Source organism: Pseudomonas sp. NFACC51 (assembly GCF_900103575.1).
Taxonomy (GTDB): domain Bacteria; phylum Pseudomonadota; class Gammaproteobacteria; order Pseudomonadales; family Pseudomonadaceae; genus Aquipseudomonas; species Aquipseudomonas fluorescens_Q.
In genome coordinates, this window is the sequence record NZ_FMXH01000008.1 from 222,098 (window position 1) to 236,838 (window position 14,741).

The 14,741-nt window shown below is 60.2% G+C and carries 15 protein-coding genes; all 15 read right to left on the reverse strand.

Annotation, left to right across the window (positions count from 1 at the left end):
* Positions 1–5 precede the first annotated feature (5 nt).
* Entirely contained in the window at positions 6–2,258 is a 2,253-nt protein-coding gene (locus BLT00_RS17960) for a chemotaxis protein CheA (RefSeq protein ID WP_092144951.1), read from the reverse strand.
* A gap of 30 nt (positions 2,259–2,288) precedes the next feature.
* On the reverse strand, positions 2,289–3,074 hold the full coding sequence (locus BLT00_RS17965; RefSeq protein ID WP_063322395.1) for a protein phosphatase CheZ: 786 nt from the start codon (positions 3,072–3,074) through the stop codon (positions 2,289–2,291).
* Positions 3,075–3,092: 18 nt separating this feature from the next.
* A complete protein-coding gene (locus BLT00_RS17970; protein WP_003199125.1) occupies positions 3,093–3,464 on the reverse strand; it encodes a chemotaxis response regulator CheY in 372 nt (123 codons plus the stop codon).
* A 167-nt stretch (positions 3,465–3,631) separates the two neighbouring features.
* On the reverse strand, positions 3,632–4,375 hold the full coding sequence (gene fliA, locus BLT00_RS17975; RefSeq protein WP_014337177.1) for an RNA polymerase sigma factor FliA: 744 nt from the start codon (positions 4,373–4,375) through the stop codon (positions 3,632–3,634).
* The gene (gene fleN / locus BLT00_RS17980) at positions 4,372–5,202 is read right to left on the reverse strand and encodes a flagellar synthesis regulator FleN (RefSeq protein WP_003184001.1); all 831 of its coding nucleotides are present in this window, start codon (positions 5,200–5,202) and stop codon (positions 4,372–4,374) included. Before fleN ends, fliA begins: the two co-directional genes overlap by 4 nt.
* Positions 5,203–5,318: 116 nt before the next feature.
* On the reverse strand, positions 5,319–6,668 hold the full coding sequence (gene flhF, locus BLT00_RS17985) for a flagellar biosynthesis GTPase FlhF (protein ID WP_092144953.1): 1,350 nt from the start codon (positions 6,666–6,668) through the stop codon (positions 5,319–5,321).
* Positions 6,669–6,679: 11 nt separating this feature from the next.
* Positions 6,680–8,809, reverse strand: a complete 2,130-nt coding sequence (gene flhA, locus BLT00_RS17990; protein WP_092145041.1) for a flagellar biosynthesis protein FlhA — start codon at positions 8,807–8,809, stop codon at positions 6,680–6,682.
* Between the two features lie 340 nt (positions 8,810–9,149).
* Complete coding sequence (gene flhB, locus BLT00_RS17995; protein ID WP_092144955.1) at positions 9,150–10,286, reverse strand: flagellar biosynthesis protein FlhB; 1,137 nt, start codon at positions 10,284–10,286, stop codon at positions 9,150–9,152.
* A 3-nt stretch (positions 10,287–10,289) separates the two neighbouring features.
* Positions 10,290–11,072, reverse strand: a complete 783-nt coding sequence (gene fliR, locus BLT00_RS18000; protein WP_063322398.1) for a flagellar biosynthetic protein FliR — start codon at positions 11,070–11,072, stop codon at positions 10,290–10,292.
* Positions 11,073–11,076: 4 nt separating this feature from the next.
* Positions 11,077–11,346 carry a flagellar biosynthesis protein FliQ gene (fliQ, locus tag BLT00_RS18005; protein WP_024618176.1) on the reverse strand — a complete coding sequence of 90 codons (270 nt, stop codon included), beginning with the start codon at positions 11,344–11,346 and terminating at the stop codon, positions 11,077–11,079.
* A 23-nt stretch (positions 11,347–11,369) separates the two neighbouring features.
* A complete protein-coding gene (fliP, locus tag BLT00_RS18010; protein WP_003199111.1) occupies positions 11,370–12,119 on the reverse strand; it encodes a flagellar type III secretion system pore protein FliP in 750 nt (249 codons plus the stop codon).
* Entirely contained in the window at positions 12,119–12,529 is a 411-nt protein-coding gene (gene fliO / locus BLT00_RS18015; RefSeq protein ID WP_063325145.1) for a flagellar biosynthetic protein FliO, read from the reverse strand. The genes fliP and fliO overlap by 1 nt, the downstream gene beginning before the upstream one ends.
* Positions 12,530–12,556: 27 nt before the next feature.
* Complete coding sequence (gene fliN, locus BLT00_RS18020; RefSeq protein WP_003199107.1) at positions 12,557–13,015, reverse strand: flagellar motor switch protein FliN; 459 nt, start codon at positions 13,013–13,015, stop codon at positions 12,557–12,559.
* Positions 13,016–13,087: 72 nt separating this feature from the next.
* A complete protein-coding gene (gene fliM / locus BLT00_RS18025; protein WP_003184019.1) occupies positions 13,088–14,056 on the reverse strand; it encodes a flagellar motor switch protein FliM in 969 nt (322 codons plus the stop codon).
* A 9-nt stretch (positions 14,057–14,065) separates the two neighbouring features.
* Positions 14,066–14,569, reverse strand: coding sequence for a flagellar basal body-associated protein FliL (gene fliL, locus BLT00_RS18030; RefSeq protein ID WP_013692537.1), 504 nt, complete (start codon positions 14,567–14,569; stop codon positions 14,066–14,068).
* Positions 14,570–14,741 lie beyond the last annotated feature (172 nt).

The following is a 14,741-nucleotide window of genomic DNA, read 5'->3' on the forward strand; positions in this document are numbered from 1 at the left end:
CAGAATCAAATACGCCGAGCGGCGTAACGCTTGAGCATGCTTGGCACATCGAGGATCAACGCGATGCGGCCGTCGCCGGTGATGGTGGCGCCGGACATGCCCGGGGTGCCCTGGAGCATCTTGCCCAACGGCTTGATGACCACTTCTTCCTGGCCCACCAACTGGTCGACAACGAAGCCGATCCGCTGGGTGCCCACCGAAAGGATCACCACATGGCCTTCGCCCTGCTCCACATGAGCGGCGGAACTGACCAGCCAGCGCTTGAGGTAGAACAGCGGCAGTGCCTTGTCCCGTACGATCACCACTTCCTGGCCGTCCACCACGTTGGTGCGCGACAGGTCGAGGTGGAAAATCTCGTTGACGTTGACCAGCGGGAAGGCGAACGCCTGGTTGCCCAGCATCACCATCAGGGTCGGCATGATCGCCAGGGTCAGCGGGACCTTGATGACGATCTTCGAGCCCTGGCCCTTGGTCGAGTAGATATTGATCGAACCGTTGAGCTGGGAAATCTTGGTTTTCACCACGTCCATGCCCACGCCACGGCCCGACACGTCGGAAATCTCGGTCTTGGTCGAGAAACCTGGGGCGAAGATCAGGTTGTAGCACTCGGTGTCGCTCAGGCGGTCAGCGGCATCCTTGTCCATCACACCGCGTTTCACCGCGATGGAACGCAGCACGTTAGGGTCCATGCCTTTGCCGTCGTCGGAGATCGATAGCAGGATGTGGTCGCCTTCCTGCTCGGCGGCCAGGATCACCTTGCCGCTGCGGACCTTGCCCGAGGCTTCGCGTTCTTCCGGCGACTCGATGCCGTGGTCGACCGCGTTGCGCACCAAGTGGACCAGCGGGTCGGCCAGGGCCTCGACAAGGTTCTTGTCGAGGTCGGTTTCTTCACCCACCAGTTCCAGGTTGATTTCTTTCTTGAGCTGGCGAGCCAGGTCGCGAACCAGGCGCGGGAAGCGCCCGAAGACTTTCTTGATCGGCTGCATCCGGGTCTTCATGACCGCGGTCTGCAGGTCCGCCGTGACCACGTCGAGGTTCGACACGGCCTTGGACATGGCTTCATCCTGGCTGTTGAGGCCCAGGCGCACCAGACGGTTACGCACCAGCACCAGTTCGCCGACCATGTTCATGATCTCGTCCAGGCGCGCGGTATCGACCCGAACGGTGGTCTCGGCTTCGCTGGCCGGCTTTTCCGCTGGCGCAGCCGCCGCAGCACGGGCGGGCGCCGGAGCAGCAGCGGCAGGCTTGGCAGGTTCGGCCTTCGGTTCCGGTGCCTTGGCAGCGGGTTTGGGCGCAGCCTTGGCCGCCGGTGCAGCCGCAGCGGCAGCAGGCGCAGCAGAAGCGGTACCGACTTCGCTGAACTTGCCCTTGCCATGCAGCTCGTCGAGCAGTGATTCGAATTCGTGATCGCTGATCAGGTCGCTGCCCGCGGTAGCAGCGGCAGGCTTGGCCGGTGTCGGCGCCGAAGCGATGGCTGAATCCAGCGCGTCAACGGCAAAGGTGCCCTTGCCATGCAACTGATCGAGCAAGGCTTCGAATTCGTCGTCGGTGATGTCCGAGCTGTCGCCCGCGGCTTTCGGGGCGGCCGGAGCCGCCGGCGGCACGACCGCATCCGGCGCGAACTGGCCCTTGCCGTGGAGCTGGTCGAGCAGTGACTCGAACTCGGCATCGGTGATTTCATCGCTGGCCACCCCATCGGCGACCGGTGCAGCAGGTGCAGCCGGAGCGACCGGCGCCTCGGCCTGGGCCTTGACGGTATTCAGGGAGTCCAGCAGTTGTTCGAATTCGTTATCGGTGATGTCGCCCGATGCCTCGGCGACCGGTTCTTCAACCGCAGGCTCGGCAACCGGAGCCGCTTCGTCAGCCGATTGCGGCTCGGCCAGGCGCGCCAGCGCAGCGAGCAGTTCGGGGGTGGCAGCGGTGATCGGCGAGCGCTCACGCACTTCGCTGAACATGCTGTTGACCGCATCCAGCGCTTCAAGCACCACGTCCATCAGTTCCGAATCAACGCGACGCTCACCCTTGCGCAGGATGTCGAACACGTTTTCGGCAATGTGACAGCACTCCACCAACTCGTTGAGCTGGAGGAAGCCGGCGCCTCCTTTTACAGTGTGGAAACCGCGAAAAATTGCATTGAGCAGATCCGCATCATCTGGTCGGCTTTCCAGCTCGACCAGCTGTTCGGACAGTTGCTCTAGAATCTCGCCGGCCTCAACCAGGAAATCCTGAAGGATCTCTTCATCGGCGCCGAAGCTCATTAATGGCTGCTCCTAAAACAGGGCTAAAACTCAGAATCCAAGGCTGGACAGCAAATCGTCCACATCGTCCTGACCGGACATAACGTCTTCTCTTTTATCGGCATGAATCTGCGGACCTTCACCCTGAGAGAGATGTTTTTGTGGATCTTTTTCAGCGAGCATCGCTTCACGGTCGTGTTCGATGCCTGCAAAGCGGTCGACCTGGCTGGCCATCAACACCAGTTTGAGCAGGTTGCTTTCGACTTCGGTGACCAACTGGGTCACGCGCTTGATCACCTGGCCGGTCAGGTCTTGATAGTCCTGAGCCAGCAGGATGTCGTTGAGGTTACTGGCCACGGCGCGGTTTTCGTTGCTGCTGCGCGTCAGGAAACCGTCGACCCGACGGGCCAGCTCCCGAAACTCTTCGGCGCCGACTTCGCGCCGCATGAACCGACCCCAGTCGGTGCTCAAGGCCTGGGCTTCGTCGCTCAGGCCATTGACCAGGGGCGTTGCGCTTTCCACCAGGTCCATGGTGCGGTTGGCCGCAGCCTCGGTCAGCTTGACCACATAACCCAGACGCTCGGTGGCGTCGGTGATCTGCGAGACTTCCTCGGCCTGCGGCATATTCGGGTCGATCTGGAAATTGACAATCGCGCTGTGCAATTCACGCGTGAGCTTGCCCACCTCCTGATACAGACCCCGGTCACGGGTCTGGTTGAGCTCATGGATCATTTGAACCGCATCGCCAAAGCGACCTTTTTCAAGGCTGTCGACCAGTTCGCGGGCATGTTTTTTCAGGGTCGATTCGAAATCGCCCATTGAAGATTCGTTATCCATAGCTCCCCCGTGGCGCCGTTAACCGATGCGTTCGAAGATTTTTTCGATCTTCTCTTTCAACGCCTGGGCCGTGAAGGGTTTGACCACATAGCCGTTTACACCGGCCTGGGCCGCTTCGATGATCTGCTCGCGCTTGGCTTCGGCAGTGACCATCAGCACCGGCAGATGCTTGAGTTTTTCGTCGGCACGCACCTGGCGCAACAGGTCGATACCGGTCATGCCCGGCATGTTCCAGTCGGTAACCAGGAAATCGAAGTTGCCACTGTGCAACATCGGGAGCGCAGTGGTCCCGTCATCTGCTTCGGCCGTGTTGGTGAACCCAAGGTCACGCAACAGGTTTTTTATGATCCGCCGCATCGTTGAGAAGTCATCAACGATGAGGATTTTCATGTTCTTGTCCAATTCGACCTCCAAGCAGTCTTAAACGCGCCCAGCACCTGGACGCGCCATTTCAATCAATCCGGCACAACACTCGACAACGGTCTGGAGCACAACGGATGGAGACTGGTACAGCACCTGCCAGGCCAGCCTCGTTCGCAGTGTCCCCACACTGCCTGTCAACGCGCTCGCCACTCCCCCAAACGCCCCCGCAAACGGGCCGCGCACTGGCTGTGTAACTGGCTGACCCGCGATTCGCTGACCCCCAGGACCTCACCGATTTCCTTGAGATTCAGCTCTTCGTCGTAGTACAGCGCCAAGACCAGCCGCTCACGCTCCGGCAGATTGGCAATCGCATCCGCCAGCGCGCTCTGGAAACGTTCATCTTCCAGGTCACGCGACGGCTCCATGTGAGCACTTGCATTATCCTCGTGCAGCCCTTCATGTTCGCCGTCCTGCAACAGGTCGTCGAAACTGAACAGGCGACTGCCCAAGGTATCGTTCAAAATCCCGTAATAATCGTCGAGACTCAACTGGAGTTCGGCCGCAACCTCGTGATCTTTAGCGTCACGCCCGGTTTTAGCTTCAATTGCCCGAATTGCATCACTGACCATCCGGGTATTGCGGTGTACCGAACGCGGCGCCCAATCGCCCTTGCGGACTTCATCGAGCATCGCACCGCGAATGCGAATACCGGCATACGTCTCGAAACTCGCGCCCTTGCTCGCGTCGTATTTGTTCGACACTTCGAGCAGGCCGATCATGCCCGCCTGGATCAAGTCCTCGACCTGGACACTGGCCGGCAACCGCGCCAGCAAGTGATAGGCGATACGCTTGACCAGTGGCGCGTAACGCTCGATCAATTCGTATTGGGCGTCCCGTGCCGATTTTTTGTAGAGATGGTTGTAACCGCTGGCTGTCATAGCACGGGCCCTGCTGTTTGTTGCACAAGACGCTCGACGAAAAATTCCAGATGCCCGCGAGGGTTGGCCGGCAGTGGCCAGGTATCGACCTTCTGGGCGATTGCCTTGAACGCCAGCGCGCATTTGGAACGTGGAAAGGCTTCATAAACGGCACGTTGCTTCTGGACGGCCTTGCGTACGCTTTCGTCGTAAGGCACTGCGCCGACGTATTGTAGGGCGACGTCCAGGAAACGATCCGTGACCTTTGTCAACTTGGCGAACAGGTTGCGTCCTTCCTGCGGGCTCTGGGCCATGTTGGCCAGGACGCGGAAGCGGTTCATGCCATAGTCGCGGTTAAGCAACTTGATCAGGGCATAGGCGTCGGTGATGGACGTCGGTTCGTCGCAGACCACCAGCAGCACTTCCTGGGCGGCGCGGACAAAACTGACGACCGAGTCACCGATACCGGCTGCGGTGTCGATCACCAGCACATCGAGGTTGTCGCCGATGTCGCTGAAAGCCTGGATCAGGCCCGCGTGCTGGGCCGGGGTCAGGTGAACCATGCTCTGGGTGCCTGAGGCAGCCGGCACGATGCGAATCCCGCCCGGCCCCTGCAACAACACGTCACGCAGCTCACAGCGCCCTTCAATCACGTCCGCCAGCGTGCGTTTGGGTGTAAGCCCCAACAACACGTCGACGTTCGCCAGGCCCAGGTCGGCGTCCAGCAGCATGACCCGTCGGCCAAGCTCTGCCAGAGCCAGGGACAAGTTCACTGACACGTTAGTCTTCCCGACGCCACCTTTGCCGCCGGTCACCGCGATCACCTGTACGGGATGCATGCTGCCCATGTTCGTTCTTTACCTTGTCTTACTTAGACGGAGGCCACATTACTGGCTGCGCGTTCACATACGGAACAATGCATGGCAGACCATCGATGTAGGTACAAAAAATATTCATGATTACCTCAGCCGACCTGCTTGGTCGGGCTGTGGTAGATATCAGCGAACATATCAGCCATGGCTTCTTCGCTGGGTTCTTCCTGCATTTGCACACTCACGGCACGACTGACCAGTTGATGACGGCGCGGCAGATGCAAATCATCCGGGATCCGCGGCCCGTCGGTCAGGTAGGCCACCGGTAATTCATGACCGATCGCCAGGCTCAACACCTCGCCCAGGCTTGCCGTTTCGTCCAGCTTAGTCAGGATGCAGCCGGCCAGCCCGCAGCGTTTGTAGCTGTGGTATGCGGCGGTTAGAACCTGTTTCTGGCTGGTGGTTGCCAATACGAGATAATTTTTTGACTTGATACCGCGTCCGGCCAGGCTTTCGAGCTGCATGCGCAGGGCTGGATCGCTGGCTTGCAGGCCTGCGGTATCGATCAGCACGACGCGTTTGCGCAGCAGCGGCTCCAGCGCCTGGGCCAGGGACTGACCCGGGTCCACATGGGTCACTGAGACATTAAGGATCCGGCCCAGGGTCTTGAGTTGTTCCTGGGCGCCGATACGGAAACTGTCCATGCTCACCAGGGCAATGCTCTGGGCGCCGTACTTGAGTACATAACGGGCGGCGAGCTTGGCCAGGGTGGTGGTCTTGCCCATGCCGGCAGGACCGACCATGGCGATTACCCCGCCTTCTTCCAACGGCTCGACTTCCGGGGTCGCGATCATCCGCGCCAAGTGCGCCAGCAACATGCGCCAGGCCTGACGAGGCTCCTCGATATCATTGATCAGCGCCAGCAGGTCCCGGGACAACGGGCCGGACAGGCCGATGCGTTGCAGGCGACGCCACAGGTTGGCCTGGGCTGGACGGCTGCCTTGCAGCTGGTTCCAGGCCAGGGAGCCGAGCTGGACTTCCATCAGCTCACGCAGGCTGTTGAGTTCAAAGCGCATCGAATCCAGGGCCCGCGGATCGACACCCCGGGAAGGCGCTGCGGGCGCCGGCTCAGGACGACGCGGTTCGGCGTGGGCCTGCTCGATCAGCGGTTCGGCAGCAGTCAAAGGCAGGCCGGCCGTCAGCGGCTGACCGGCAAACAATTGACGATTGGTGCCTGCCGCGCCCTCGCCTTCGCTGCTGCGCAGGCTCAGCTCGGCCTGGGCGCTGGCGATGCGCGATTGGGTCTTGCGCAGCTCGTCTTCAAGTTCCATGTTCGGAACCCGGGGAGCCAGCGCCGACAATTTATAATCCAGCGCAGCCGTCAGTTCGACACCGCCAGCGATCCGGCGATTACCGATGATGGCCGCTTCAGCGCCCAGCTCGTCACGAACCAGCTTCATGGCCTGACGCATATCGGCGGCGAAAAAACGCTTCACTTGCATAAACCACTACCTCAGCCGTTGGGCCCTACTGTCGCAACGATGGTCACTTGCTTGTTGTCCGGTATTTCCTGGTACGCCAGCACATGCAGCCCCGGAACCGCGAGGCGCCCGAATCGCGAGAGCATCGCGCGAATCGGACCGGCCACCAGCAGGATCACCGGTTGGCCTTGCATCTCTTGCCGCTGGGCTGCTTCGATCAGCGAACGCTGCAGCTTCTCGGCCATGCTTGGCTCCAGCAGAACACCCTCTTCCGAGCCTTGTCCTGCCTTCTGCAGACTATTGAGCAATATCTGTTCCAACCTTGGCTCCAAGGTGATCACAGGCAGCTCAGACTCAGTGCCTACAATGCTTTGGACGATTGCGCGGGACACGCCGACCCGAACCGCAGCCACCAGGGCGGCGGTATCTTGACTCTTGGAAGCGTTGTTGGCGATAGCCTCGGCAATACTGCGTATGTCGCGCACGGGCACCTGTTCGGCCAACAGCGCCTGCAGCACCTTGAGCAACTGCGACAACGAAACCACGCCCGGCACCAGCTCTTCGGCCAGCTTCGGCGAGCCTTTGGCCAGTACTTGCAGGAGTTGTTGGACTTCTTCGTGGCCGATCAGCTCGCTGGAGTGCTTGTACAGGATCTGGTTCAAGTGGGTCGCCACCACCGTACTGGCGTCCACCACGGTATAGCCGAGGGACTGCGCCTGGGCCCGCTGGCTGATTTCGATCCACACCGCTTCCAGGCCAAAAGCCGGATCCTTGGCGGTGATGCCGTTGAGGCTGCCGTAGACCTGCCCCGGGTTGATCGCCAACTCGCGGTCGGGGTAGATCTCGGCTTCGGCCAGGATCACCCCCATCAGCGTCAGACGGTAGGCACTCGGCGCCAGATCGAGGTTGTCGCGGATATGCACGGTGGGCATCAGGAAGCCCAGGTCCTGGGACAGCTTCTTGCGCACCCCCTTGATCCGCGCCAGCAACTGACCACCCTGGTTGCGGTCGACCAATGGAATCAGGCGATAACCGACTTCCAGGCCGATCATGTCGATAGGCGTCACGTCATCCCAGCCCAGTTCCTTGGTTTCCATGGCGCGGGCCGGCGACGGCAGCAGCTCCTGCTGACGCTTGACCTCTTGCAGGGCCTGGACTTTCTGCACGTTCTGCTTTTTCCAGAACAGGTAGGCGCCACCGGCAGCCATGGCAGCCATGGTCAGAAAGGAAAAGTGCGGCATTCCCGGCACGATCCCCATCACCGCCATCAAGCCTGCGGCCACGGCCAAGGCCTTGGGCGAGGCGAACATCTGACGACCAATTTGCTTGCCCATGTCTTCGGAGCCCGAAGCGCGGGTCACCATGATCGCAGCAGCTGTGGATAGCAACAGTGATGGCAATTGCGCCACCAAACCGTCACCGATGGTCAGCAGGGCGTACACCTTACCGGCGTCGCCAAAAGTCATGCCGTGCTGGAAGATACCGACGGCCATACCGCCGATCAGGTTAATGAACAGAATCAGCAAACCGGCGATGGCGTCTCCGCGCACGAACTTGCTGGCACCGTCCATGGAACCGTAGAACTCGGCCTCCTGGGCCACTTCCAGACGACGCAGCTTGGCCTGGCTCTGGTCGATCAAGCCGGCGTTGAGGTCGGCGTCGATCGCCATTTGCTTGCCGGGCATCGCATCGAGGGTAAAACGCGCGCTCACCTCGGAAATCCGTCCGGCACCCTTGGTCACCACGACGAAGTTGATGATCATCAAAATGGCGAAGACCACGATACCGACCACATAGTTGCCGCCGATCACCACCTCACCGAACGCCTGGATCACCTTACCGGCGGCAGCGTGCCCTTCATGCCCGTGGATCATCACGACCCGGGTGGAGGCCACGTTCAACGCCAGGCGCATCAACGTGGCTACCAGCAGGATGGTGGGGAATACTGCGAAATCCAATGGCCGCAAGGCGTAGACACAAACGAGCAGCACCACGATCGACAGCGCGATGTTGAACGTGAAGAACACGTCCAGCAGGAACGGCGGCACCGGCAGCATCATCATGGCGAGCATGACCAGCAGCAACAGCGGCACACCCAGGTTACCCCGGCTGAGGTCTGCTACGTTGCTGCGAGCGGTGCTGAGTAACTGAGAGCGATCCACCAATAATCCCCGTGCCTGTAAAGCAAACTTTTGACGCCCCGGACGGGCGCAGACGGGGTATTGCAAGAAGCCTTCCAACTTTGGCCGCAGGTAGGAACGGAGGGCGCTACAGGAAAAATCATGCCCCGCCGAACGCAGAACCTGTGGTGAGGGGATTTATCCCCGACGGGCTGCGAAGCGGCCCCAGAATCTGGGATATTCAGGTATGCCTGGGGAATTGAGTGGGTCTGGTTTGGGGCCGCTTCGCAGCCCAGCGGGAGCAAGCTCCCTCGCCACAGGGGCCACCGTGTCCCCGCTCCAAACAGTTCTGCACCTGGTTCAACGCCTGCAATAGCCAGACTCAGGAATCCCGTCGCAAATCCGGCGGAATCGGCAAATCCTTGAGAGGTTCGGGACGCTTGCCCTTGCCGGCGCGGTGTTGGCGGATCTGGTAGACGTAGGCCAGCACCTGGGCCACGGCCAGGTACAGGCCGCCAGGGATTTCCTGGTCGAGTTCAGTGGAGTAGTAAATCGATCGCGCCAGGGCCGGGGATTCGAGCAGCATCACTTCATTGGCCACGGCGATCTCACGGATCTTCAGCGCCAGGAAGTCACTGCCCTTGGCCAGCAGCACCGGAGCGTTGCCTTTCTCGGGGTCGTACTTGAGCGCCACGGCATAGTGGGTCGGGTTGGTGATGACCACATCGGCGTCGGGGATCGCCGCCATCATCCGCCGCTGGGAGACCTCGCGCTGCAACTGACGGATCCGCTGCTTGACCTCCGGCTTGCCCTCCTGGTCCTTGTGCTCGTCGCGTATCTCCTGCTTGGTCATCATCAACTTCTGCTTGCTCTGATACAGCTGGATTGGCACATCGATGGCAGCGATCAGGATCAGGCCGCAGGCCATCCACAATGTGCTCCAGCCCACCAACTGCACACTATGGATAATGGCCTGCTCCAGAGGCTCATGGGCGATGCGCAACAGGTCGTCAATGTCGGACTGCAAGACGGTGAGCGCCACAAACAGAATCAGCAGGAATTTCCCAAAAGCCTTGAGCAGCTCCATCAGCGCCGTAGTAGAGAACATACGTTTGATGCCGGCGGCCGGATTCATCCGGCTGAATTTAGGGGCCAAGCTCTTGCCGGCGAACAGCCAGCCACCGAGGGAAATCGGGCCAATGATGGCAGCCAACAACAAGAAGAGCAGGACTGGCTGTACCGACAGAATCGCAATTTTTCCCGAGTGCAGCAGATACTGCCCCATCGCTCCCGGACTCAGCAGCACTTCACGGGGCAGGGAGAAATTCAGCCGCATGATTTCCAGCAAGTCCAAGGCCAACCCACCACCATAAATCAGCAACCCGCCCGCCCCGGCCAGCATCACCGCCAGGGTATTGAGTTCCTTGGAGCGAGCGATCTCACCCTTTTCCCGGGACTCCCTCTTGCGCTTATCCGTGGGGTCTTCTGTCTTGTCCTGACCACTCTCGCTCTCGGCCATGGTTCAGCGCGCCTGTGCCATGTCGCGTAAAAGCTGCAAGGCCTGGGTAGCCAGCGGCTGATACTGATTGAGGATATCCCCCAGGCTGACCCAGAAAATCACCATGCCCAGCACAAGGGTGAGCGGGAAACCAATGGAGAAAATATTCAACTGCGGCGCCGCGCGGGTCATCACGCCAAACGCGATGTTGACTATCAGCAACGCGGTGATCGCCGGCAATACCAGCACCATCGCCGCACCCAGGACCCAGCCGAGCTTGCCGGCGATTTCCCAGAAATGATTGACCAGCAACGCACTGCCCACCGGCATCGTGGTGAAACTCTCGGTCAACACCTCGAACACCACCAGATGCCCGTTCATGGCGAGGAACAACAGAGTCACCAGCATCGTCAGGAACTGACCGATCACCGCTGTGTTGACGCCGTTGGTAGGGTCGATCATGGACGCGAAGGCCATGCCCATCTGGATCGAGATGATTTGCCCGGCCACCACGAAGGCCTGGAAGAACAGCTGCAGCGAAAACCCCATCAAGGCGCCGATGAGGATCTGCTCGGCGATCAACATCAGGCCGCTGAGATCCAAGGCATTGACCGGCGGCATCGGTGGTAACCCAGGCGCAATGACCACCGTGATGGCCAAGGCGAAATACAGCCGCACGCGGGTCGGCACCAGGGTCGTGCCAAAGACTGGCATGCTCATGAGTACCGCGGTGACGCGAAACAGCGGCAGGATGAACGACGCCACCCAGGTACTGATCTGGGTGTCCGTCAGCGCGAGCATCGACATGGGGTCAGCCGATCAACTGCGGAATACTGCCATACAGCTGCAGAATGTATTCCATGAAGGTTTGTACCAGCCAGGGGCCAGCGACGATCAGCGTCACCAGCATCACCAGCAGGCGCGGCAGGAAGCTCAAGGTCTGTTCGTTGATCTGGGTCGCGGCCTGGAACATTGCCACCAGCAACCCCACCAGCAGACTGGGGATCACCAGGATGGCAACCATCACGGTCGTCAGCCAGAGTGCTTCACGGAACAGGTCTACCGCTACTTCAGGCGTCATATCGCCCTCCCCGCACAAAAGGCCTAAACACCGCCGAAACTGCCCGCCAGGGTACCGATGATCAGCGCCCAGCCATCCACCAACACAAACAGCATGATCTTGAACGGCAAGGAAATGATCAGCGGAGAGAGCATCATCATGCCCATGGCCATCAGGATACTGGCGACCACCAGGTCAATGATCAGGAACGGGATGAAAATCATGAAGCCGATCTGGAACGCGGTCTTGAGTTCAGAGGTCACGAACGCTGGCACCAGGATGGTCAGCGGCGCCTGGTCGGCACTGGGGATATCGGTGCGCTTGGACAGGCGCATGAACAGCTCCAGGTCGCTGCTGCGAGTCTGGGCCAGCATGAAATCCTTGATCGGCACTTCAGCCTTGGCCACGGCATCCTGGGCGGTGATTTTTTCTGCCAGGTAGGGTTGCAGCGCATCCTGGTTCACCCGGTCGAACACCGGCGCCATGATGAACATGGTCAAAAACAGCGCCATACCGGTGAGGATCTGGTTCGAGGGGGTCTGTTGCAGGCCCAGGGCCTGGCGCAGGATCGAAAAGACAATGATGATCCGGGTGAAGCTGGTCATCAGCATGACGAACGCCGGGATGAAACTCAGCGCGGTCATGATCAGCAGGATCTGCAGGCTGACCGAGTATTCCTGGGCCCCTTCGGCGTTGGTTCCGAGGGTGATCGCCGGGATCGACAGCGGATCGGCGGCGAACGCCAACGGTGCGGCCAGCATCAAGGCCAATGCCAACAGAATGCGCAATGGCATTACTTTTTATCCTTCTGGTCTTTACCCAACAGTTCCATGAGGCGCTGGGCAAATTCGGGGCTGGCCTGCTCGGCGGAGGGCACCTGCACCGGCTCCTTGAGGACGTGCAAGGCGGTGATGGTGCCCGGGCTCAAGCCGAGCAGGATCTGCTCGTTACCGACCTGTACCAGCACCAGCCGGTCGCGTGGCCCGAGCGCGCGCGAACCGACGATGTCGATGACCTGCCCCTTGCCAGCCGGCCCCGCCTGCTGCACACGCCGCAATAACCAGGCGAGAAAGAAGATCAAGCCCAGAACCAGCAGCAAGCCGAGCACCAACTGCGCCAATTGCCCGGCGATACCACTGCCTGCTACCGGCGCAGCGGCGGCCGTGGCAACCGGTTCGGCCGCCAGCACACTCAATGGCAGCATCGCGGCTGCAGCGAAGAAACCTTTCACTCAGCGCAACTTCTTGATGCGTTCGCTCGGGCTGATCACGTCCGTCAGGCGAATGCCGAACTTCTCGTTGACCACCACCACTTCGCCATGGGCGATCAAGGTACCGTTGACCAGTACGTCGAGCGGCTCGCCGGCCAGGCGGTCCAGTTCGATCACCGAACCCTGGTTGAGCTGCAGCAGGTTGCGGATGTTGATGTCGGTGCTGCCCACTTCCATGGAGATCGACACCGGGATATCGAGGATCACATCCAGGTTCGGACCATCGAGCGTCACCGGCTCATGACTCTTCGGCACGCTGCCAAATTCTTCCATCTGCAGGCGACTGGACGCATGGGCGCCAGTATCGGCCGCCAGCAAGGCGTCGATGTCGGCTTGCCCGGCATCGCCGGTTTCTTCCAGGGCCGCGGCCCATTCGTCGGCCAGCGCCTGGTCATCCTGGGTATTCATATCGTCAGCCATCATGTTTCCTCGGCGGGCAAAAATTCAGTTAGAAGCAAAAAACCGTTACAAACTTAAGGCGTTCGACACCGCTCAGCGGCGTTCGATCGGCTCGATCACCTGCAACGCCAGGTTGCCTTTGTGAGAGCCCATCTTGACCTTGAAGGCCGGCACGCCATTGGCACGCATGATCATGTCTTCCGGCATCTCTACGGGGATGATGTCCCCCGGCTGCATGTGCAGGATGTCCCGCAGGCGCAGTTGCCGGCGAGCGACCGTCGCACCGATCGGCACGTCGACATCCAGCACGTCCTGGCGCAAGGCATTGATCCAGCGCTCGTCCTGATCGTCGAGGTCCGACTGGAAACCGGCGTCGAGCATTTCACGCACCGGCTCGATCATCGAGTACGGCATGGTCACGTGCAGATCGCCGCCACCGCCATCGAGTTCGATGTGGAAGGTCGAGACCACAATGGCCTCGCTCGGGCCGACAATGTTGGCCATGGCCGGGTTCACTTCCGAGTTGATGTACTCGAAGTTCACTTCCATGATCGCCTGCCAGGCTTCCTTCAAGTCGACGAAGGCCTGCTCCAGCACCATGCGCACCACCCGCAACTCGGTCGGGGTGAATTCCCGACCTTCGATCTTGGCGTGACGGCCGTCACCACCGAAGAAGTTGTCCACCAGCTTGAACACCAACTTGGCGTCAAGGATGAACAACGCGGTGCCGCGCAACGGCTTGATCTTCACCAGGTTGAGACTGGTGGGCACGTACAGCGAGTGCACGTACTCGCCGAACTTCATCACCTGCACGCCACCGACGGCCACATCGGCCGAACGGCGCAGCATGTTGAACATGCTGATGCGGGTGTAGCGGGCGAAACGTTCGTTGATCATTTCCAGGGTCGGCATGCGTCCGCGAACGATGCGATCCTGGCTGGTCAGGTCGTAGCTTTTGACGCTGCCCGGTTCAGCAGCGTTTTCGGTCTGTACCAGACCGTCGTCGACACCATGCAACAGCGCATCGATTTCGTCCTGGGACAGCAGGTCCTGCACGGCCATGTCGTGTTCCTACTGCAATACGAAGTTAGTGAAGAGCAACTGTTCGATCACCACTTTGCCAAGCTCTTTCTGAGCGACTTCCTGCACGCTGGCCGTGGCTTTCTGACGCAACATTTCCTGGCCGACCGGGGTGGCCAGGGTGTCGAAATTCTGTCCGGAAAACAGCATCACCAGATTATTGCGGATCAGGGGCATATGCACCCGCAGCGCCTCCAGGTCAGCCTGGTTGCGACCCAGCAGGGTAATGCTCACCTGCATGTAGCGTTGACGACCGTTCTGGGTGTAGTTGGCCACGAAGGCTGGCGCCATCGGTTCGAAAATCGCCGGCTGCTTGCCCACTGGCGCAGCTTCGACCGCCACTGCCGGCTTGCTTTGAGCGCTGTGCATGAAATACCAGGTCGCGCCCACAGATACACCGATCGCCAGGAGCAAACCCACTACGATCATGATGATCAGCTTGAGTTTGCCTTTGGTTGCAGGGTCTTTTACAGCTGCTGCTTCACTCTTCGCCATGCCAATAATCCGTCACTAATCGGGGTTTTCACTGTTGCACGGCAAGGCTGGAGCAAGTGTTATGCCAGAAGTGGCAAGAGAGAAGATGGCTGGGCGGATGCAATCTTTGATCGCCCTGAAACCAATGTGGGAGCGAGCTTGCTCGCGATAGCGAAGGATCAGTTACCTGCAA

Excerpts from the sequence above, each read along its gene's own strand:
- fliN (WP_003199107.1), bottom strand. The coding sequence starts at position 13,015 with ATGGCTGACGATATGAATACCCAGGATGACCAGGCGCTGGCCGACGAA.
- fleN (WP_003184001.1), bottom strand. The coding sequence starts at position 5,202 with ATGGGCAGCATGCATCCCGTACAGGTGATCGCGGTGACCGGCGGCAAA.
- fliL (WP_013692537.1), bottom strand. The coding sequence starts at position 14,569 with ATGGCGAAGAGTGAAGCAGCAGCTGTAAAAGACCCTGCAACCAAAGGC.
- fliR (WP_063322398.1), bottom strand. The coding sequence starts at position 11,072 with ATGTCGATGCTCGCGCTGACGGACACCCAGATCAGTACCTGGGTGGCG.
- BLT00_RS17965 (WP_063322395.1), bottom strand. The coding sequence starts at position 3,074 with ATGGATAACGAATCTTCAATGGGCGATTTCGAATCGACCCTGAAAAAA.
- fliO (WP_063325145.1), bottom strand. The coding sequence starts at position 12,529 with ATGCTGCCATTGAGTGTGCTGGCGGCCGAACCGGTTGCCACGGCCGCC.
- fliM (WP_003184019.1), bottom strand. The coding sequence starts at position 14,056 with ATGGCCGTGCAGGACCTGCTGTCCCAGGACGAAATCGATGCGCTGTTG.
- flhF (WP_092144953.1), bottom strand. The coding sequence starts at position 6,668 with ATGCAAGTGAAGCGTTTTTTCGCCGCCGATATGCGTCAGGCCATGAAG.
- BLT00_RS17970 (WP_003199125.1), bottom strand. The coding sequence starts at position 3,464 with ATGAAAATCCTCATCGTTGATGACTTCTCAACGATGCGGCGGATCATA.
- BLT00_RS17960 (WP_092144951.1), bottom strand. The coding sequence starts at position 2,258 with ATGAGCTTCGGCGCCGATGAAGAGATCCTTCAGGATTTCCTGGTTGAG.
- flhB (WP_092144955.1), bottom strand. The coding sequence starts at position 10,286 with ATGGCCGAGAGCGAGAGTGGTCAGGACAAGACAGAAGACCCCACGGAT.
- fliA (WP_014337177.1), bottom strand. The coding sequence starts at position 4,375 with ATGACAGCCAGCGGTTACAACCATCTCTACAAAAAATCGGCACGGGAC.
- fliP (WP_003199111.1), bottom strand. The coding sequence starts at position 12,119 with ATGCCATTGCGCATTCTGTTGGCATTGGCCTTGATGCTGGCCGCACCG.
- fliQ (WP_024618176.1), bottom strand. The coding sequence starts at position 11,346 with ATGACGCCTGAAGTAGCGGTAGACCTGTTCCGTGAAGCACTCTGGCTG.